13 protein-coding genes are annotated in these 18,002 nt (G+C 66.6%); 7 read left to right on the top strand and 6 right to left on the bottom strand.

The features are described from left to right. The first annotated feature begins 245 nt into the window (after window positions 1-245). Both ACTDI4_RS08645 and ACTDI4_RS08640 read left to right on the top strand, forming a co-directional pair. Entirely contained in the window at window positions 246-2,003 is a 1,758-nt protein-coding gene (locus ACTDI4_RS08645) for a type I secretion system permease/ATPase (RefSeq protein ID WP_442840765.1), read from the top strand. An 87-nt stretch (window positions 2,004-2,090) separates the two neighbouring features. Continuing rightward, window positions 2,091-3,407 carry an HlyD family type I secretion periplasmic adaptor subunit gene (locus ACTDI4_RS08640; protein ID WP_442840764.1) on the top strand — a complete coding sequence of 439 codons (1,317 nt, stop codon included), beginning with the start codon at window positions 2,091-2,093 and terminating at the stop codon, window positions 3,405-3,407. A 127-nt stretch (window positions 3,408-3,534) separates the two neighbouring features. On the opposite strand, the gene ACTDI4_RS08635 is transcribed toward ACTDI4_RS08640, so the two are convergent. Continuing rightward, window positions 3,535-4,344 (bottom strand): SapC family protein, encoded by an 810-nt coding sequence (locus ACTDI4_RS08635; RefSeq protein ID WP_442840763.1) that lies wholly within the window; start codon window positions 4,342-4,344, stop codon window positions 3,535-3,537. A 412-nt stretch (window positions 4,345-4,756) separates the two neighbouring features. On the opposite strand from ACTDI4_RS08635, the gene ACTDI4_RS08630 reads away from it, so the two are divergent. The 5 genes from ACTDI4_RS08630 to ACTDI4_RS08610 are packed head-to-tail and all read left to right on the top strand — an operon-like array spanning window position 4,757 to window position 9,949. Further along, entirely contained in the window at window positions 4,757-5,068 is a 312-nt protein-coding gene (locus tag ACTDI4_RS08630; protein ID WP_442840762.1) for a helix-turn-helix domain-containing protein, read from the top strand. A 22-nt stretch (window positions 5,069-5,090) separates the two neighbouring features. Beyond that, window positions 5,091-6,941, top strand: coding sequence for a hypothetical protein (locus ACTDI4_RS08625; RefSeq protein ID WP_442840761.1), 1,851 nt, complete (start codon window positions 5,091-5,093; stop codon window positions 6,939-6,941). A gap of 56 nt (window positions 6,942-6,997) precedes the next feature. After that, entirely contained in the window at window positions 6,998-8,623 is a 1,626-nt protein-coding gene (locus tag ACTDI4_RS08620) for a DUF6311 domain-containing protein (RefSeq protein WP_442840760.1), read from the top strand. Next, on the top strand, window positions 8,620-9,597 hold the full coding sequence (locus tag ACTDI4_RS08615; protein WP_442840759.1) for a glycosyltransferase family 2 protein: 978 nt from the start codon (window positions 8,620-8,622) through the stop codon (window positions 9,595-9,597). Before ACTDI4_RS08620 ends, ACTDI4_RS08615 begins: the two co-directional genes overlap by 4 nt. Then, complete coding sequence (locus ACTDI4_RS08610) at window positions 9,560-9,949, top strand: GtrA family protein (RefSeq protein ID WP_442840758.1); 390 nt, start codon at window positions 9,560-9,562, stop codon at window positions 9,947-9,949. The genes ACTDI4_RS08615 and ACTDI4_RS08610 overlap by 38 nt, the downstream gene beginning before the upstream one ends. Window positions 9,950-9,979: 30 nt before the next feature. Here ACTDI4_RS08610 and ACTDI4_RS08605 read toward each other — a convergent pair whose 3' ends face one another. From ACTDI4_RS08605 to ACTDI4_RS08585, 5 genes are read right to left on the bottom strand one after another with little or no spacing between them, the layout of a single operon-like run. After that, entirely contained in the window at window positions 9,980-11,095 is a 1,116-nt protein-coding gene (locus ACTDI4_RS08605) for a glycosyltransferase family 4 protein (protein ID WP_442840757.1), read from the bottom strand. 4 nt (window positions 11,096-11,099) lie between these two features. Continuing rightward, window positions 11,100-14,768, bottom strand: a complete 3,669-nt coding sequence (locus ACTDI4_RS08600) for a glycosyltransferase (RefSeq protein WP_442840756.1) — start codon at window positions 14,766-14,768, stop codon at window positions 11,100-11,102. Next, window positions 14,761-15,942 carry a class I SAM-dependent methyltransferase gene (locus ACTDI4_RS08595; protein WP_442840755.1) on the bottom strand — a complete coding sequence of 394 codons (1,182 nt, stop codon included), beginning with the start codon at window positions 15,940-15,942 and terminating at the stop codon, window positions 14,761-14,763. Before ACTDI4_RS08595 ends, ACTDI4_RS08600 begins: the two co-directional genes overlap by 8 nt. Continuing rightward, complete coding sequence (locus tag ACTDI4_RS08590) at window positions 15,939-17,156, bottom strand: ABC transporter ATP-binding protein (RefSeq protein WP_442840754.1); 1,218 nt, start codon at window positions 17,154-17,156, stop codon at window positions 15,939-15,941. The genes ACTDI4_RS08595 and ACTDI4_RS08590 overlap by 4 nt, the downstream gene beginning before the upstream one ends. Then, window positions 17,153-17,938 carry an ABC transporter permease gene (locus ACTDI4_RS08585; protein ID WP_442840753.1) on the bottom strand — a complete coding sequence of 262 codons (786 nt, stop codon included), beginning with the start codon at window positions 17,936-17,938 and terminating at the stop codon, window positions 17,153-17,155. Before ACTDI4_RS08585 ends, ACTDI4_RS08590 begins: the two co-directional genes overlap by 4 nt. Window positions 17,939-18,002 lie beyond the last annotated feature (64 nt).

The following is an 18,002-nucleotide window of genomic DNA, read 5'->3' as shown; positions in this document are numbered from 1 at the left end:
CAGCGGAACACCGCCCGGGCGGAATCGGAAGTCGGGGTGCCAATCGGTCGCACAAGGGATGGCGGCAGTTTTGTCACTGCGCCACAAAATCGCCATCTCGCCATCGAGAACGGGGTTCCCTTGCGGGGGGCGCGATGGTATTCACAGCGCTATTGCAGCCTGGCAAGAAACGTTCGCCGTGAACGTGGCGCGCTATTTCGCAGAGCAGTTTTCGTTAGGTTGCTCTCACAACCGAAAGTATCCAGATGCAAGTTGAAAACCCGTTCGTTACAGCGCTCAGGACCTATCGATCGATCATCGCATCGACCATAGTCTTCAGCAGTGCGATCAACCTTCTGGTTTTCGTCTCTCCACTCTACATGTTGCAAGTCTATGACCGGGTGCTGCACAGCCGCTCGGAGATGACGCTTGTGATGGTCACGCTGATCGCGCTGGCGATGCTGGCCGTGTACGGCATCCTCGAATGGCTGCGCTCACGGGTGCTGGTGCGTTCGGGCCTGCGCTTCGACGACATGATCGCCAAGGGCCTGTTCAACCGCGTGGTCACCAACACGCTGCAGCAGCCCCAGGCCCGTTCCGAGTTCGCCCTGTCGGACATCGACAGGCTGCGCGAATTCTTCACCGGCTCCGGCCTGATCGCGCTGTGCGACGTGCCGTGGATGCCGATCATGCTGGTCGTGTGCTTCCTGTTCCACCCGCTGATCGGCTGGGTGACGCTGATCGGCGCCGTCATCATCTTCGCGCTGGCCATCGCCAACGAACTGATGACCAAGAAGGCGCTGCTGGAGGCCAACGGCCATTCCCAGTCGGCGCAGCACTTCGCCAACTCGACGCTCCAGAACGTGGAGGTGATCCGCGCGCTGGGCATGGAAACCAGCCTGCGCGCGCGCTGGCACGGCATGCATCGCAGCATGCTGGAAAAGCAGGCGCTCGCCAGCGACAAGGCCGGCGCGCTGCTGTCGACCTCGAAATTCGTGCGCATGTCGCTGCAGACCGTGGTGCTCGGCGCCGGCGCCTATCTGGCGCTCAAGGGCGAGATCTCGCCCGGCGCCATGATCGCCTGCTCCATCATCGCCGGCCGCGCCCTGCAGCCTGTCGACCAGGTGGTCGGGCAGTGGAAGCAGTTCGTGGGCGCCCGCCAGGCCTACAATCGCCTGAGCAAGCTGTTCCGCGAGACGCCCGAGGAGATCGAGCGCACGGAACTGCCCGCGCCCAAGGGCGTGCTGACGGCCGAACAGGTGACGGTGCTGCCCCCGGGTTCGCGCACGCCGGTGCTGCAGGGCGTGTCCTTCACCGTCCAGCCGGGCGAAGCGGTGGCTGTGGTCGGCCCGAGCGGGGCCGGCAAGTCGAGCCTGGTCCGCGCGCTGGTCGGCGTCTGGCAGCCCTTCTCCGGCGCCATCCGCCTGGACGGCTCGGAACTGCAGCACTGGAACAAGGACGATCTGGGCGTCCATATCGGCTACCTGCCGCAATCCATCGAACTGTTCTCCGGCACGATCGCCGAGAATATCTCGCGCTTCCGCGAAGGCGCCACGTCCGAGGACATCATCAAGGCCGCCACGCGCGCGCATGTCCACCAGTTGATCCAGAGCCTGCCCGACGGCTATGACACCCAGATCGGCGCCGGCGGCCGTTCGCTTTCGGGCGGCCAGCGCCAGCGCATCGGCCTGGCCCGCGCGCTGTTCGGCGATCCGTCGCTCATCATTCTCGACGAGCCCAACGCCAATCTCGACAGCGAGGGCGAGGAGGCGCTGTTCCGCGCCATCGACGAGCTGAAGCGCGAGGGCAAGTCGATCATGTTCGTCAGCCACAAGATGAGCCTCGTAGCCCTGTCGGACAAGGCTCTGCTTCTGACCGAGGGACGCATGCGCTCCTTCGGCCCGACGCGGGACCTGCTGCAGCCGAAGGCCGCTCCCGGCGCGATGGCGGCCAGCGCCCGTCCCGCAGGCCAGGGGGGCCTTGTCGCACCGGTAGCCGCCGCGCCGGCCCGCCAGGCGGTCTGAGCGCAGGCCGCCGAGCCGGCCACGCTCGATGAAACACCCGTCCCGAACCGGCCGGCCCCCACGGGCCCGCTCCGAACTGGATAGACCATGAACAAGAAAAACAACGACGCCGAGCAGAAGAAATTTTCGCCGGCGCCCTACATCACCGCCGGCTACATCACCTTGCTGCTCACCTTCGGCGTGTTCGGCACGTGGGCCGCGACGGCACCGCTGGCAAGCGCCGTGGTGGCGTCCGGCACCGTATCGGTGGAATCGAACCGCAAGACCGTCCAGCACCTGGAAGGCGGCATCGTCTCGGAGATCGTGGCCAAGGAAGGCGAGATCGTCAAGCCGGGCGACATCGTTCTCAAGCTCGACCCGACCCAGGCACAAGGCGCCTATTCTGTACTGCGCAACCGGCTCTCGGTGCTGCGGGTGACCGAGGCGCGGCTCAACGCCGAAAGCGCCAGCGCCTCGGCGATCGAGCTGCCGCAGGACCTGCAAGACGCCGACGACGCGACGGTAAAGCAGTCCATCAAGCTGCAGCAGACCATTTTCGACGACCGCAAGCGCACCCGCGACGGGCAGATCGCCATCCTCAACGACCGCATCAGCCAGCTCGGCGAGGCGGTGGACGGGCTGGATCAGCAGCGCGTGGCGATCGACAACCAGGTTTCTTCGCTGGACGAGGAGATCGAGCGGCTGACCAAGGGCAAGGCCAGTGGCGTGGTGGCCACCAACCAGCTCGCCTCGGTCACCCGCGCCCGGCTCGACATGCAAGGCAACCACGGCCAGATCGCCTCCGAGATAGCCAAGCTGCGCCAGACCATTTCGGAAACCAAGCTGCAGATCGTGCAGGTGAACCAGGAATATGTCGAGCGCGCCGGCAACGAGTTGCGAGACATCCGCGACCAGCTCAACGAAACCGGCGAGCGCACCGATGTGGCCCGCGACGTGCTGCAGCGCACCGTGGTGCGCGCGCCCGTCTACGGCATGCTGCAGAACATCCGCGTGCACACGATCGGCGGCGTCATCCGCGCGGCCGAGCCGGTGCTGGACATCATTCCCCTTGACGACGACCTCATCGTCACCGCCAAGATCCGGCCCATCGACATCGACAGCGTGCATGTGGGGCTGGACGCCGAAGTGCGTTTCTCCTCCTTCTCGGCGCGCACCACGCCGGCCATCTTCGGCAAGGTCACGGTGCTGTCGCAGGACGTGATCGAGCCCACCCAGGCCGGCCAGGAGCCCTACTACCAGGCGCGCATCCAGGTCGACACCAAGACCATCCCGCTCGACCTGCGCGGCCGGCTGCTGCCGGGCATGCCCGCGGACGTCATCGTGGCCACCGGCGAGCGCACGCTGGTGCAGTATCTGGTCAAACCGCTGACCGACACCTTCCACAAGAGCATGAAGGAAAAATAGGGGGAGTTCTCTCTCCCCCGGGCCTTGCCCGAAAATGGCGCGTCCCTCGAGGTCCGCGCCACCTGCCGGGGACGACGACGGCAAGGCCCCATTTCCCCTCCCCCTTTTCGGGAAGAGGAAGAAAGGCTCAATCGTCCAGCAGCTTCTTCCAGTCGATCATGCCGTGCCCGTCATCGGCCTTGAACAGTTTGGTCAGGTCGCCGTTTCCGTTGGGATGGGCAGCCTGGGCCTGGCTTGCAGCACCGGCATGGGCGGCGGCAAGCTGGCCGAGCAGCGAGACGTTGCCCATGGAAAGAAGCTGCGCATAGGCGAGCGCCAGCGCGCCGCCGCTCCGCAGCGCAAGCAGAGCGTCGGCGGAAAGCGTATTGAGCGCGGCCTCGTTGACGCGCAGCAGGCCGCCCACGGCGCGCTCGCGCTCGCCGTCACGCACCTTGAGCGGCCAGGGCTCCAGAAGCCCGTGCTGCGCCAGCAGCGCACAGGCGGCGTCTGCCGCATCCTGGCTGCGGCTGACCTGGCCGAGGAATTCCAGCATCTGCCTGATCGCCTCGCTGGGCTGGCCGTCGGGGCCGAAGAAGGCCTCGCCCTCGCCCGGCCCGGCCAGAAGGCCGCTCGCCTCGTCAAAGCAGAGCGTAGCCTGGCCGTCCGGTGCCTTCAGAAGCCGGAACGGCCAGCCGCGAAAGGCCGCCGGCACGTAGCGTCCGGCCCAGCGGCCGTTCGGTGCCACGAACAGGTTCTGGCCCTGCGCGAACCCCAGAAGGGCGGCGATGGCCGGCTTGCCTTCGCCCTGCGCAAAGGCCAGCGGCATGGCCAGAGCCGCATGCGAAATCTCGGCGCCGGCAAGGCGGATGAGGGTGACGGAGGCGGCGAAACGATAGTCGGAAAAGCGCAGCCACGACCTTGCGCCATAGGCTTCGCGGGTGACCGGGTTGATAGCCATGTCGGCTCCTGTTGCTCGGGAAAACGCAGCCTAGCGCAGGACGACGGCAGATGCACGGCCGGCAGCGCCAAATCCCCAATCCGCCCGCTGACAGGAAAACCCGCCGGCAGAACGCAGCCGTCCGATAACGCAGGCCTCTCATAACGGATCAGTTGCGGACGGAGCGGCGGGGAGCCAGGCCCACAACCTTCGATTGCGATTTTCTCCTCGCTTGACGTCGCAATGCGTGCACGCGAAAAAAGTAGAGTAAAAATCATACCATCGGAGATTGACGCACAGGCCACAGTTTGGCATTGGTTGCTGCGGCACCGCGATGTTGGGGTGTGCCCTGCCGGGCGACCCGAGCGGACAGGCGCCGGCGCCCTTTCGCGAACGGCGAGCGGGCGGCGGCCATGAAGGAGACTGCGTACCCATGCTGGCGAAGTCGAACCAGGTCCAACACAGCGAGACCAGCGAATTGCGGCAAGCCGCGGGCGCGTGGCTGAAGGAACAGCGGGAGGCCGCGGGCCTTTCCCAGCGCGAACTGGCGCGCATGCTGGAGCTGGAATACTACACCTTCATATCGCAGCTCGAGAACGGACGCGGACGCATTCCGGCGCAGCGCTATCGCGACTGGGCCGGCGCTCTGAAGCTGGACGAGAAAGCGTTCGTCAAAAAGCTTTTGATGTTCTACGATCCGATCTCCTACGAGATTCTCTTCGAGGACCGGGCCAGGGCTTCCTGAGCCCGGCGAGCGGACCCGCGCGATGGCCGATATATTGACGTTTGCCGGCTTCAGGAAACGCCAGGGCGCCAAGGCTGCGCCCGAGGATGCATTGGGCAGCGCACTGGACGGCGAAACGTTCTGCGCCGACCTTTACGCGTCCGAGCCGCACGAGGCGTTTTCAGCAGGTATTTTTTCAGGGGCGGCCCTGCCCGAGGAAGCGTTCTCGGGTGGAGCGCTTTCCGCCGGCCGGCCGGGGAGCCTGGCGGCTGGCGGGCTCCAGGGCGGACGCGACGCCCGCTTCGGCCCTCTGCCGGTAGGCGTCGGACGCGACTGGACCAATCAGGAACTGGCCGACCTCTACCGGGTCGAGGCACTGCTGGTGCAGGCCAACATCCGTATCGAGACGACGCGCGGGGTGAGCGACGAGGGCGATCCGTGGTTCGTGTTCTGCCACGCCGACGGCGAGGTGTTCGTGCACCTGGCGCGTATCGACGGGCTCTACATACTGGACGGGCCGGGGCTGGACACGGTGCTTTCTGGCCCCAGCTTCGCCGCCCTCATCGACCGTTTCGCCGGAGCGGTGGCATCGCGCACGCCCGCCGGCAACATCGTTCAGTTCCGGCCGGGGCGCACCGATTCGGTGGTGCGGCTGCACCCGGCGGTGATGCTGGCGGCGCTGGTATGGTCGCTCTATCTCGCCTCCGATCATCTGGTCGGCTCCGCCCAGGCCGGAGAACTGGACAGCAATGACGGCGCGGGGCATGCGGCGCTGTTCCCCTCGCTGGCGGGACCGGAAACCGACATGCCTCCCGAGGGCGGCTCTGCGCATGCGCAGGCCGATAAGGCACCGGCGCGGCTGGATGCCGATGCCGCCGGCCGCAACAAGGCGCCGACCGACGAGCTTCACCGGCTGGTCGCCCGCGAGGCCGAGCTTTCGCGCGCCGGCGCAGCAGCCGACGGCGCCTCGTGGAACATGGCCGGCACGGCCGCGAGCATAGCGGCGGGGCTGACGGCCATCGCCATTTCCTTCGGACTGTACGACGCCAAATTCGCCGAGAACGCCAGCCACGCCAAGCTGGCGTCGGGAGAGGCGCCGCTCACCGTTTCCGACCCCGTGCATGCGGCCTCCCTGCAGCAGGATTTCGCCTCGGCCGACAGGGGTCTGGCGGAAAGCAAGGATGCGATCGCCGCGCGCGAAGTGGCCGCTCACGCCGAGCCGACAGCCGTGACCCTTTCGGCGAGCGACCATGCGCAGGACGTGTCCGTGCAACTCACGGCCGAGGTCAAGATCGAGGAGACGGCGCAGTCGACCGCGGCCGGCAAGACCACCCTGCCCCACCCGATCGAGAAATCCGTCGTGGTGGCCGAAGCCCACGCCTCCGGTTCGCAGCAGGCGACCGTGGCCAAGGCGCCGGCCGCCGACGACGCCAAGGACCTGCAGGCGCTGCTTTCCTTCGCCAGCGAGCATCTGGGCCAGGTTTCCAGCTACAAGATGGCTGGGCTGAGCGTGGACGCCACCTTCGATGTCTCGACGCTGAACAAGCAGATGGCGCAGCTCGTGCTGGCCGACTTGGCCGGTACGCAGGCCGGCGCCGGCAAGGCGCCCGCAAGCGGCGGCGTGCAGATGCCGGACGGCATGCCGCATGCCGACGTGATCGCGCAGTATCTGCCCGGCGACGCCGCCGCAAAGACCTTCGTCTACCAGTTCCTGCTGAAGCTGTCGCATTCGGTCGAGATGATACAGTCCGGCAACACCGTCATCTTCGTCGACACCACGGCGATTGACGATCCCGACGACCATGCCTATTCGGTGAGCTGGGTGTGGGACGATCATACGATCGTCTCCACCATCGGCCACGCGCAGGACTTTGCCGGCCTGCCCCTGGCGTGAGGCCGGCTGCCCGCCCACCGGCGGCGGCGGACCTGACAGGACTTTCCGGAGCACGGATGACCCACAAGCCGATCTTGACGGGCCTCGGGCTCAAATCGTCCGGCATTGCCGGATTCGTGCTGTCGGTGGTGTTCGGCGCTATCTTCGCGATGGTGGTCACGCCCAAGGGCTTCATCGCCGGCACCTCCAGCTACTGGCACACCCAGGTCGAGGACATCGCCCAGTATCTGTCCGGCTACCTCGCCTTCATGCGCGCGCCCTGGTCGCTGCCGCTCTTGTCCATCCCCTCGCTCAACTGGCCGGCAGGCACCGTCGTCACCTTCGTGGACGCCATTCCGGCCTTTTCGCTGGCGCTGAAGCTGCTTTCGCCGGTAGTGGCGCTGCCGGCCAACCCGTTCGGCATATGGGTGCTGCTATGCTTCGCGCTGCAGGGGGCGGCGGCGTGGTTCGCGGCCTCGCAACTGCGCGACAACGACTGGTGGGTGTTGGGACTGACCGTGTTTCTGTGCGTTCTGATGCCTTCGCTGACGGCGCGCATGGGCCATCTCAGCCTGCAGGCGCATTTCATCCTGCTTTTCGCGCTGGGGCTCTACATCCGCACCCAGCGGCAGCAGAAAAGCTCGGCCGGCGCATGGACCCTGCTTCTGGTTCTCGCCTTCTACATAAACTTCTACCTGACCGCGATGGCGATCGCCATTCTGGCGGCATGCCAGATCGACCTCTATCGCAAGACGGCCAACCGCAGGGACCTGGCGGTCATCGCCGTGCCGCTGGCTGCGATCGCCGTCAGCGTGCCGCTCATGCTGGGCACGGCCTTCGGCAAGGCGGTGCCCGACACGGGCTTCGGCTACTATTCCATGAACCTGCTGGCTCCGGTCGCGCAGGGCAGCCTGATCTCGATGCCCTTCTTCGTCGACGCGACGGGGGGGCAGTATGAAGGCTACAACTATCTCGGACTCGGACTGATCGCGCTGGTCGCGCTGACCTTCACCAGGCTGGCGCGACCGGGAGCCGACTGGCAGCGGCCGGGCCGTTTCCTGGTGGTGGTGCTGGCCGCCTGCGCCGTCTATGCATTGTCCAACGAGATCTATCTCGGGCCGGTGCACCTGCTGCACTGGCGGGCGCCGGAATTCCTGATGCCGCTGTTCGAGGCATTCCGCTCCTCGGGCCGGTTCTTCTGGGTCGTTTCCTATGCGATCGTGCTCTACGTCGTGGTGCGCTTCACCAATCTCGGGGTGGTGGCGCGGGCCGGGCTCGCGGCGGCCGTGCTGCTGGTGCAGGCCGTGGACCTGCAGCCGACCTTCGCCGCAGTGAAGCAGGCGCTGAAGCGGGAGGCCAGCGAGCCGGCCGACATCGCGCAATGGAACGCCGCGCTTGCCGGGGTCAAGACGATCCATGCGTTCCCCAAGTTCAAGTGCAACGGCGCGCTGATCCGCGAGATCCTGCCCCTGCAGATGGTCGCGGCCAGGGGCGGCTACAATCTCACCACCGGCTTCATCTCGCGCTACGGCGCCGACTGCGACGCCATCGCGCCGGAGATCGCGGCATCCGATCCCGACAGCTCGGCCTATGTCTTCACCCGCGCCCAGTTCAGCGACGAGCAGATCGCCTCCTACGTGCCGGCAGGCACGCAGTGCCGACAGCTCGACATCTGGATCGTGTGCCGGAAGGGCCAGCCATGAGCGACGTGGAACTGTCCATCGTCGTTCCCTGCTACAACGAGGCGGCCGGAATGGAGGCGTTCTGGCAGCGGCTGACCAGGGCGGTGGCCCCGCTCGGCCTTGCCTGGGAAGCCGTCTTCGTCAACGACGGCAGCAGCGACGCCACGCTGGAGGCGATCTCGCGCCTGGACCCGGGCACTGGCGCAGTGCAGATGATCGACTTCAGCCGCAATTTCGGCAAGGAGGCCGCCATCACCGCCGGCCTCGACCACGCCCGCGGCGCCGCCGTGATCATCATCGACGCCGACCTGCAGCATCCGCCCGAAATCATTCCCGAAATGGTCCGGCTGTGGCGCCAGGGCACCGAAGTGGTGCTGTGCAAGCGCCAGAGCCGGGACTCCGATTCGCCGTTGCGCGCCTTCCTCAGCGGGCTGTTCTACAGGCTTTCCTCACGGCTGTTCGAGGTGAAAATCCCGCGCGACGTCGGCGACTTCCGGCTGCTGGACCGTGCCGTGGTGGATGCGCTTTCGCGTCTCAGGGAAAACCAGCGCTTCATGAAGGGCCTGTTCGCCTGGATCGGCTTCCGCACGGAGACCATCGAGTTCAAGGTGGAGCAGCGGGCGCATGGCAGCTCGAAGTTCCATTTCTGGAAATTGCTCAACTTCGCCGTCGACGGCATCACCTCCTTCACCACGGTGCCGCTGCGGCTATGGTTCTATGTCGGCATGGCGCTGTCGCTGCTGGCAATCGGCTACGGCTTCATCATCATGCTGGGCGCGCTTCTGTTCGGCAACCGCGTGCCGGGCTATCCCTCAATCGTGGCGCTGGTCACTTTCCTGGGCGGCCTGCAACTGATCGGCATCGGCATTCTCGGCGAGTATGTCGGCCGCACCTACAAGGAGGTGAAGTTCCGGCCCCTCTACGTCATCCGCAAAGCATCCCTGAAAGAGCCGAGCCATGCGCGCCCTGGTGCAGACGGCCAAGAATTATCGTGAATTCCTGACCTTCTGCGTCATCGGCGGCGTCAACACGCTGGTCCATGCCGCGATCGTCGTCCTGCTGGCCGGGCATCTCGCCGTGAACCAGGTGTATGCGAATGTCTGCGGCTTCCTGGCCGCAAACTTCGTCTCCTTCGTGCTCAACTCGATGCTGACCTTCCGGGTGCCGGTCGTTTTCGCGAACTATTTCAAGTTCCTGTCCTCGTCACTGGTCACGCTGGGCATCATCGTCGTGCTGTCTTCGGCGGCCGAGTATTTTTCCGTCAATTACCTCTACGCCCTGGTCGGACTGGTCGCCCTGTCGCCGGTTCTGAACTTCCTGATCCTGAAATATTTTGCCTTCCGCTAACGCGAGCAGCCGCTACGTTCGCGCGACGCCCTACGCCCGTTGCCCGCGCCGCGCAAAAAGCTCCAGCAACTGCTGCGCGCCATGGTCCCAGTCGAAGCGCGCCACGCTTGCCTGCGCCGCCTGCGAAAGACGCGCCCGCAGTTCCGGCAGACAAATCATGCGTTGCAGGCCGTCCGTGATCGCGCCCGTGTCGAGCGGATCGACCAGCAGGGCAGCCTCGCCCACCACTTCGGGCATGGAGGAGAGGTTGGCGGTCAGCGACGGCAGGCCGTAGCGCATCGCTTCCACCAGCGGCAGGCCGAAGCCCTCGTAGAGCGAGGGCATGGCCAGGAACAGCGCATTCTCGTAGAGCGTGGACAGTTCCCGCTCGTCGACATAGCCGGTGAGGTGGACGCTGCCGCGCAGGCCGAGCGACGCGACCGCCTTTTCGAGGTTGACATCGCCCCAGCCCGCGCCGCCGGCCACGACGAGGTCGGCCTTCTGCCTCGCTTCGGCAGGCAGAGCGGCATAGGCCTGCAGCAGGCGGGCGAGGTTTTTGCGCGGCTCCAGCGTGCCGACGAACAGGATATAGGGGCGCGCGATTCCCCATCTGGCCAGGTGGGAGGCGGCGTGGCCCGGTGGCCGTTCCGCGACGCCGGGATAGATGACCGACATGTCGGCCTTGAGCCCCGGAAAGCTGCGCTCGATGTCGGTCCTGGTGTGCTGCGAGACAGCCACGATGCTGTCGGCCCGCTTCAGGGCGGGCGGCATCAGCACCTTCTCCATCAGCCGGCTCGCCGGCCGCATGGTCTCGCCCGCGAAGCGCCAGACCAGGTCGTGGATGGTGAGGCAGCCGAAGATCGACCGCGGCAGGGCGGCCGGCAGCCGGTGTGCCGGCCCCCAGAAGATATCAGGGCGGTCGCGCCGCACCAGAAGCGGCAGCACCGCCTGCCCCCACAGCACGCGTCCGGCGCCGCCGCCCTTCATGGCCACGATGCGCTGCAGGGCGCGGCCGGCGCCCTGATGCAGCGGATGGATCAGGGGGCCGGGCGCGTAGAGGATGAGATCGGCATCCGCCCGCAGCAGGGCGTTGACCATCTCGTGCGTGTAGCGGCCGATGCCGGTCAGCGGCCGGGCCAGCAGACGGGCGTCGACACCGATCCGCATCGCCTCAGCCTGCCGGGCCGGAAGGCTTCGTCCTGTCGCGGGCGAGGCCCTTCAGCATGCCGGCCAGCCGGCGGCCAAGCACCGGATAGGCATGGCTGTCGCGCCAGTTCCGCGCCCGCGCAAGCCGCTCCACGAAGTCGGGCGCGCCGGCAGCGGCATCGGACGCCAGCGCCTCCAGGCCCTGCGCGATCTGCGCCGGCGAGGTGCCCGGCAGCTTGAAGACGCAGTCGTCGAGGTCCTGGAAGATCGGCAGCGGCGTGACCACGACCGGCTTGCCCGCCGCGAGACCGTAGCGTACCGCCCCGCTCGCCGATTCGGCCGTCTCCTGATAGGTGTAGGCGACCAGATCGGCGCTGGAGAGCAGCGCCAGGCTGTCCTCGTCGCTGAGGAAATCGGTGCGCAGGTCGACATAGGACCACAGCCGGTGCCTGGCGATAAGCGCCTTGGCCTGCTGGATCAGACGATAGGACACTTCGGCCGGGAACTCGGCATTGACCAGCCGCAGACGGAAGTCGAGCCCCCTGCCCCGCAGCAGATGGACGGCCTCGATCAGTTCCAGCAGCCCCTTGTTGGGCAGGAAGAAGCCGTAGCTGGCCACCGTGACCGGGCGGTTGCGGCCCTTGGCCGAGCGCGTGGCGGCGGCCGGCGCCTTCGGGGCCAGCACCCCGTGCGGGAACAGCGATACGTTCTCCACCAGTCCGTGGCGCTTGAGGCGGTTCATGTCGTTGACCGAATGCACAAGCAGGCGACCGCAGCGGGCAAGCGCGGGAACCAGCATCTCCAGCTTGCGGTGCGGCTCGTGCGCGGGGTCGATGGTGGCGTGCAGCGTCACCACCACCGTCTTGCCGGCGTCGACGAGGCGGTGGAGGAAGGCGGCGAGACGCTCGAAATCGTAGAAGCCGTAGTTGAACTGCACCACGACCACGTCGAGCTTCCAGTGCTCGACGGCGGCCAGCACGGCGGCGAAGTCGTCCACCTTGCCCTCGTGCCAGCAGCGCACGACGTTGTCGCCGTCCTTGCCCAGCTTCTCGTCGGCGTGGCCGGCCAGGATCACCGTGGGCAGGCCCAGCACGTCGATGAGGTGCTGGGAATAGGTGGCGATGCCGCAGCGCTTGTTGTGGGTCGACATCCAGCCGACCCTGGGATCGGCGAGATAAGGCGCCTCCGCAGCCCGCGCCGCCGCCGCCACGTTGCGCCGCGCCACCTCGGCCCAGCCGTAGTCCGCAAGCAGGCCGTGCGGCACCGGCAAGCGCGGGATGCCCGCCTTGCGGCGGAAAGCCTGTGCCATCAGCGCGGCCAGGTGCTCCGCATCGGGCTCGGCCCAGACGCTGTCGGGCTTGTCCGGCTCATGCGTGTCGGCGCGCGCGAAGCTGAAGTCGATCAGGTCGGCATTGGCCGAATTGCAGAAATCCATCTGCCCGCTCCAGCCGGTGGCGATCACATGCAGGCCGCTCAGCATGGCCTCGGCGATCGGCAGGCCGAAACCCTCCGCGCGGCTCGGCGCCACCAGCGCGTCGCACTGGCCGTAAAGCGCCTTGAGCTGGGCCTCGCCGACGTCATCCATGAGGAGCAGCACGTCGGGATAGGCCGGGTTGGCGGCGCGGTGCTGCGCCAGCATCTCCTCGATGCGGTTGTGCGGGTTGCGGAAGGTCTTGATGACCAGCAGCACGTCGTCCTTGTTCGTGAACGCCCTGCCGTAGCTTTCCAGCAGCACGTCCGCGCCCTTGCGCGGAAAGCAGGAGGAGACGTGCAGGAAGGTATAGCCGGCCGTGCGGACGCGGTAGGCCGGGTCCGGCTCGATGCGCATCCAGTGGTCGACACCGTTGCCCACGACCGAAATCGGCACCGACACGCCGCCGTCGACCAGCACGCGCTCGACGTGCCGGGACGTGGCGGTGATGAACTGCAGGCTCTCGTTGAACGCCTCGGCGTAGTCGGAGGGGAAGCCAGTCTCCTCCCATGCGTAGTTGTGCAGGCCGTTGACGCGGGCCTGCATATCGACGACGCGGGGCGGATACATGTTGCGCGAGACCACCTCGGCCTCGATCGCCTCAGGCGTGGAGGAGCGCGCATGCAGCCGGGCAAGGTCGGGATTGGCAGCGAGGAACGCCTCGTTCGGCGCGAATTCGCCCGGTCCCTCGGCCGACAGCAGCGACACCCTCTCGCCTTCGGCGGCGAGCGCGCGGGCCAGCGCGCGATTGACCACGGCCAGGCTGTAGCTGGAGTCGAACGGCCCTTCGAGCCGCCATTCCACCGGCCGCGCGAGACTTGCCGGGCGCAGCCGGGCCTCGGCCGCCGTGCGGTTGCGCACCATGGCCTGCGCCACCTGCATCAGGTCCTGCTCGTCGGGCTTGGCCGGCTGCGGCGGCATCTTGGCCAGCGCCTCCACCAGCCGCTGCTGGCAGGTCTCGATGCGCGCGCGGGTCGCGGCCCAGTTCTCCGGCGCCTTCGGTGCGGCGGCCGCCTTGCGGATCGCGGCCAGCGCCAGCCGGCCGCTGCGTTCCCACGAAAACCGCGCCGCCTGCTCGGCGCCTTCCGCGGCCAGCCGGGCGCGCAGGCCGGCGTCGGCGAGCACTGCCTGCATTTTGGCGGCCATATCGCCGGCGGAAAGCGGGTCGAACAGCGCCTGAGGATTGCCGATCACCTCCGGCAGGCTGGAGGCATTGGCCCCCAGCACCGGCGTGCCGCACTGGAACGCCTCCAGGCAGGGCAGCCCAAAACCCTCATGCAGGGAGGGGAAGACGAAAAGCTCGGCCAGGTTGTAGAGCCGGATGAGGTCGTCGTCGTTCACATAGCCGAGGAACTTCAGCGCATCGCGCGGCAGCGCCCTACGGCGCGCCTCCTCCTGGAGCTCGGTGCGGTCGAGTTCCGGCATCGAGCCGGCAAGAACGAGCTGGTGGCGCTCGCGCAGCTCAACCGGAAGGCGCGCGAACGCCTCCACCAGGCGCGGCAGGTTTTTACGCGGGTCGGAGCCGCCTGTGTAGAACGCGAACGGCTTTTCCAGCCCGAACCGGCGCCTCACGGCTTCCCTGTCGGCCGTCGAAAGCTCCAGCCGGCGGAATTTCGGGTCGCCGGCCTCGGAAGCGTTGACCAGGATGTCCGGCGAAATGCCGAGCAGGTCCACCGCCTCGGAGAAGGAGGATTCGGAAATGGTGATGATGCCGGCGCTCTTCTTCAGCTCCTCCAGCTTGGCCAGGTAGTGGCGCTTGAAGTCGGCATTGTTGTCCAGATAGTCCTGCCGGTAGATCAGCGGGATGAAGTCGTGCACGGTGGTGACCACCGGCACCGACGACAGCCGGCCGATGCTGAGCACGGCCGAATCGATGTAGCCCTCGAAGAAGGACGGGCAGAACACCACGTCCGGCGCGATCATCTCGATATAGGCTTCGCGCATCAGCGCCGAGGCGTGGTGGCGCCAGCGAAGGCGCGGCGAGCGGTCCTCGCACAGGTCCAGCAATTCCACGACATGGATATTTTGCGGCCGCACGAGACCGTCGAACGTGCGCCGGATCGCCGCCAGCGTTTCGGGAAAGGACGAGTTGAGCAGCAGGTGGATCTCGTCCTGCCCGGCCTGCGCGGCGATCGCCTGCGCCAGCGCGTCGGTATAGCGCCCGAGGCCGCGAAAGCGGCTCTCGGTCTGGCAGGCCTGCATGTCGATGAGTATGTCAGCCATTCTTGCCCAGACGCTCGCTCAGATCCTTGTAGAGAAGCCGCCCCTTCGGCGAGAGCTGCGAGGCGCTCAGGCCATGCTGGAAATGCTGGTTGCCAATGGCGGCGCCGGACGAAAGCAGCAGGGAGCGGATGCGCGCCGCCGCCCCGGGGAAACGGCCCAGCACACGCTTGCCGGTCTCGCGCACCAGCCGCTGGGAAACGGCCAGCATGGCGAGCCGCCTCAGCGTCTTCCTGACCGAGGCCTTGAGCGTGCCGCGCGCACCGGCAAGCCGCATTTTGGTGTCGGCGGCGAGCCGGCTCGCCACGCGCAGCGGCTTCGTCACCCGCCAAGACGTACTTTCATAGACTGCCGCCAGCCGCTGCTGGTAGTCGGAAAACTCGCGCAACTGCTCTTCGAGCGATCGGATCTGCTGCTGGATGCCGCGCTCGAAGCGCTCGGACAGCGTATCGAGCGTCAGCCCGTAGTCGGCCGCGAAGAGCGCGTCGAACCGCGCCAGGAAGTCGGCCTCGCCCGGCTTCTGGGCGATCACCGCATAGTCGGGGCTGACGCCGCGGAACACGTCGATCAGGCGCACCGTCTCGGCTTCGGCCAGCGGTTGCTTTTCCTGCAGGCGCAGCACCTTGGCGCGCGCAAAGCCATGATAGCGCGGCAGGAAGGAAAGCAGGCCCGGCGGCAGCGGCTTGTTGTGCGTGGGGTCCATGTGGAAAGCCAGCGTGCCGACGTCGAGGTTCTCGGCATTGGGCGTTTCCAGGATCAGCAGCCCGCCAGGCCGGAGCACGCGATGCGCCTCCGAAATCAGCGTCTGCAGCACCTCGAAGGGCAGGTGCTCGGCGATGTGGAAGCCCGAAACGACCGCCCGGCTGGCGTCGGGCAGCGAGCGCAGGAAGGCGATGGCGTCCATCTTGCGCGCCGAAAGGCCGCGCGCGAAGCAATCCTGCAGCATGCCGTCGTCGAGGTCGACGCCCTCGGCCTGCATGCCGTTTTCGCCGGCCAGTTCCAGCCACTCGCCGCGGCCGCAGCCGAGATCGACCAGGCCCGGCCGTTCGGCCGTCCCGGCGGCGGGCTCGGTGAACGGATAGAGGAAAGGCAAATAGACGCGCAGGCGGCCGACAATCTCCTCGCGCCCGCCGCGGAAATGCGCCTCGAACTCGTGATAGAAGGAACGGTCCGTCATCGCACCAGCTCCAGCTCGGGCGGAGCCCATGAGATGCCGACAAAGCGGGATTTGTCGGTGTTGACGACGGAAAAGGTCAAGGCAAGGTCCTGCCAGCAGTAGTTGCGGCCCAGATGCGTGTCGCCCTCATGCAGGGCGACGGCGACGGAATAGCTTCCTTCACCGAAATTCACGTCGAAAGTGAAGCGCAGGGAGAGTTTTTCCCCCGCTTCCAGCTCTCTCAGCGGCTTTCCGAGATGGTAGGTGTTGGTGCCGAAGACCGGCTGGCCCAGCCTGTCCTTTATCATGTAGCCGACCACGAAGCCGGGGATGTCCGCCAGCAGGCTGGTGTCGACCTGCAGGGTCACGCGCGCGCCGACCTTCAGGATGTCGGTCTCGGCGCCGGTCTCGTCCAGCAGCACCACCTTGTCGATCGCCGCCTCGCCGGTTCCGGAAGTGGTGCGCGCGCGCCCGTCCTCGCCGATGGTCTGGCGCACCGTGTAGCCTTCCTTCTCCGCGACGATGGCGTTGTAGAGGTCGAGCACGCTTTCGGGATGCCCGTCCATGCGGATGGTGCCCTTGTCGATCAGGATGGCGCGGTCGCACAGCGACACGATCGCGGCCCTGTCGTGCGAGACGAGCAGCAACGTGGTGCCGGCGGCGCGGAACTGGCGGATGCGGTCGAAGCTCTTGTGCTGGAAATAGGCGTCGCCCACCGACAGCGCCTCGTCGACGATGAGGATTTCGGGGCGGAAGGCTGTCGCCACCGAAAAGGCCAGCCGCACCTGCATGCCGCTGGAATAGATGCGGATGGGCTGGTCGAAATAATCGCCGATCTCGGCGAAATCCTCGATGCCGGGCAAGGCCGCTTCCGCCTGCTCGCGGGAAAAGCCCATCAGGCCGGCCGTGTTGAGCGCATTGGCGCGGCCGGTCATGTCCGGATTGAAGCCCATGCCGAGTTCCAGCAGCGCCGCCACCCTGCCATCGACATGGACCTTGCCGACGGTCGGCTGCATCGTGCCGGCCAGGATCTTCAGCAGCGTCGACTTGCCGGCGCCGTTCTGGCCGACGATGCCGACCGCCTCGCCCGCGTTCACCTGGAAGTCGATGTCGTGCAGGATCTGCTTTTCGTGCCTGAACCGCTGGCTCGGGAGGAACCACGACAGGACGCGGCGCCACTCGGACCGGTGGACCCGGAAGCTCTTGGCGATGCCTTCGGCGCGCAGCACGCTCATAGCACGTCCACCATGTCGGCATTGGCGCGCCGGAACATGAAGATGGCCAGGGCGCAGGCGAAAAGCGCCAGAACGAACAGGATGGCGATGGGCGCCAGCGGCGGGAAGCGGTGAAAGACGATCGCCTCGTGATAGGCGCTGACGATCTGGAAGATCGGGCTGAGCCGCAGATATTGAAGATATTGCTCGGGGATGGCGCCGGCCGGGTAGACGATCGGCGTGAACCAGAACATCAGTTGCAGGATGATGGGCATGACCTGCTCGACGTCGCGGATGAAGACATTGAGCACGCCCAGCGTGATGCCGATGCCGGCAGCCAGCAGCGCCACCACGGGCGCAAGGAGGAACACCGTCAGGATGCTCCAGTCGATGCCATGGCCCAGCAGGAAGAAGATGATCACCATGACCGCCAGCAACACCATGTTGTTGAGCAGCGCCGAGCCGATCTCGATGATGGGAAGCGTGATGCGCGGGAAACTCATCTTCTTGATGATGTTGGCGTTCTTGACGAACACCTTCATGCAGCGGTCCAGGACCTCGGAAAACAGATTCCAGCCGAGCAGGCCGGCCATGAGGTAGATGGCATAGCCGTAGGAGCCGGAGATGCCGGGTATCCTGGAGGCCAGAAGATTCGACAGGATGAAGGCGTAGATCATCACCTGCGACAGCGGATGCAGGATCAGCCACGCGCCGCCCAGCTTGCTGCGGACGAAGCGCATGTAGAAGTCGTTCCAGATCGACGTCAGGACGAAGAAGCGATATTCCCAAAGACTTCGGAGCATGCGTTCCTGACAATGAAACCGCCGCCGCTGCCGCGGGGCGCTGAAGCGCGAACGCAGCCTTTTA

Source organism: Mesorhizobium sp. PUT5 (genome assembly GCF_052216645.1).
Classification (GTDB): Bacteria; Pseudomonadota; Alphaproteobacteria; order Rhizobiales; family Rhizobiaceae; genus Mesorhizobium.
The sequence above is the reverse complement of the archived record's forward strand: the minus strand, read 5'-3'. Positions and strand labels throughout refer to the sequence as shown.

Bases quoted from the DNA above. Each gene is read 5' to 3' on its own strand.
- ACTDI4_RS08645 (WP_442840765.1), top strand. From the start codon at position 246: ATGCAAGTTGAAAACCCGTTCGTTACAGCGCTCAGGACCTATCGATCG.
- ACTDI4_RS08640 (WP_442840764.1), top strand. From the start codon at position 2,091: ATGAACAAGAAAAACAACGACGCCGAGCAGAAGAAATTTTCGCCGGCG.
- ACTDI4_RS08635 (WP_442840763.1), bottom strand. From the start codon at position 4,344: ATGGCTATCAACCCGGTCACCCGCGAAGCCTATGGCGCAAGGTCGTGG.
- ACTDI4_RS08630 (WP_442840762.1), top strand. From the start codon at position 4,757: ATGCTGGCGAAGTCGAACCAGGTCCAACACAGCGAGACCAGCGAATTG.
- ACTDI4_RS08625 (WP_442840761.1), top strand. From the start codon at position 5,091: ATGGCCGATATATTGACGTTTGCCGGCTTCAGGAAACGCCAGGGCGCC.
- ACTDI4_RS08620 (WP_442840760.1), top strand. From the start codon at position 6,998: ATGACCCACAAGCCGATCTTGACGGGCCTCGGGCTCAAATCGTCCGGC.
- ACTDI4_RS08615 (WP_442840759.1), top strand. From the start codon at position 8,620: ATGAGCGACGTGGAACTGTCCATCGTCGTTCCCTGCTACAACGAGGCG.
- ACTDI4_RS08610 (WP_442840758.1), top strand. From the start codon at position 9,560: ATGCGCGCCCTGGTGCAGACGGCCAAGAATTATCGTGAATTCCTGACC.
- ACTDI4_RS08605 (WP_442840757.1), bottom strand. From the start codon at position 11,095: ATGCGGATCGGTGTCGACGCCCGTCTGCTGGCCCGGCCGCTGACCGGC.
- ACTDI4_RS08600 (WP_442840756.1), bottom strand. From the start codon at position 14,768: ATGGCTGACATACTCATCGACATGCAGGCCTGCCAGACCGAGAGCCGC.
- ACTDI4_RS08595 (WP_442840755.1), bottom strand. From the start codon at position 15,942: ATGACGGACCGTTCCTTCTATCACGAGTTCGAGGCGCATTTCCGCGGC.
- ACTDI4_RS08590 (WP_442840754.1), bottom strand. From the start codon at position 17,156: ATGAGCGTGCTGCGCGCCGAAGGCATCGCCAAGAGCTTCCGGGTCCAC.
- ACTDI4_RS08585 (WP_442840753.1), bottom strand. From the start codon at position 17,938: ATGCTCCGAAGTCTTTGGGAATATCGCTTCTTCGTCCTGACGTCGATC.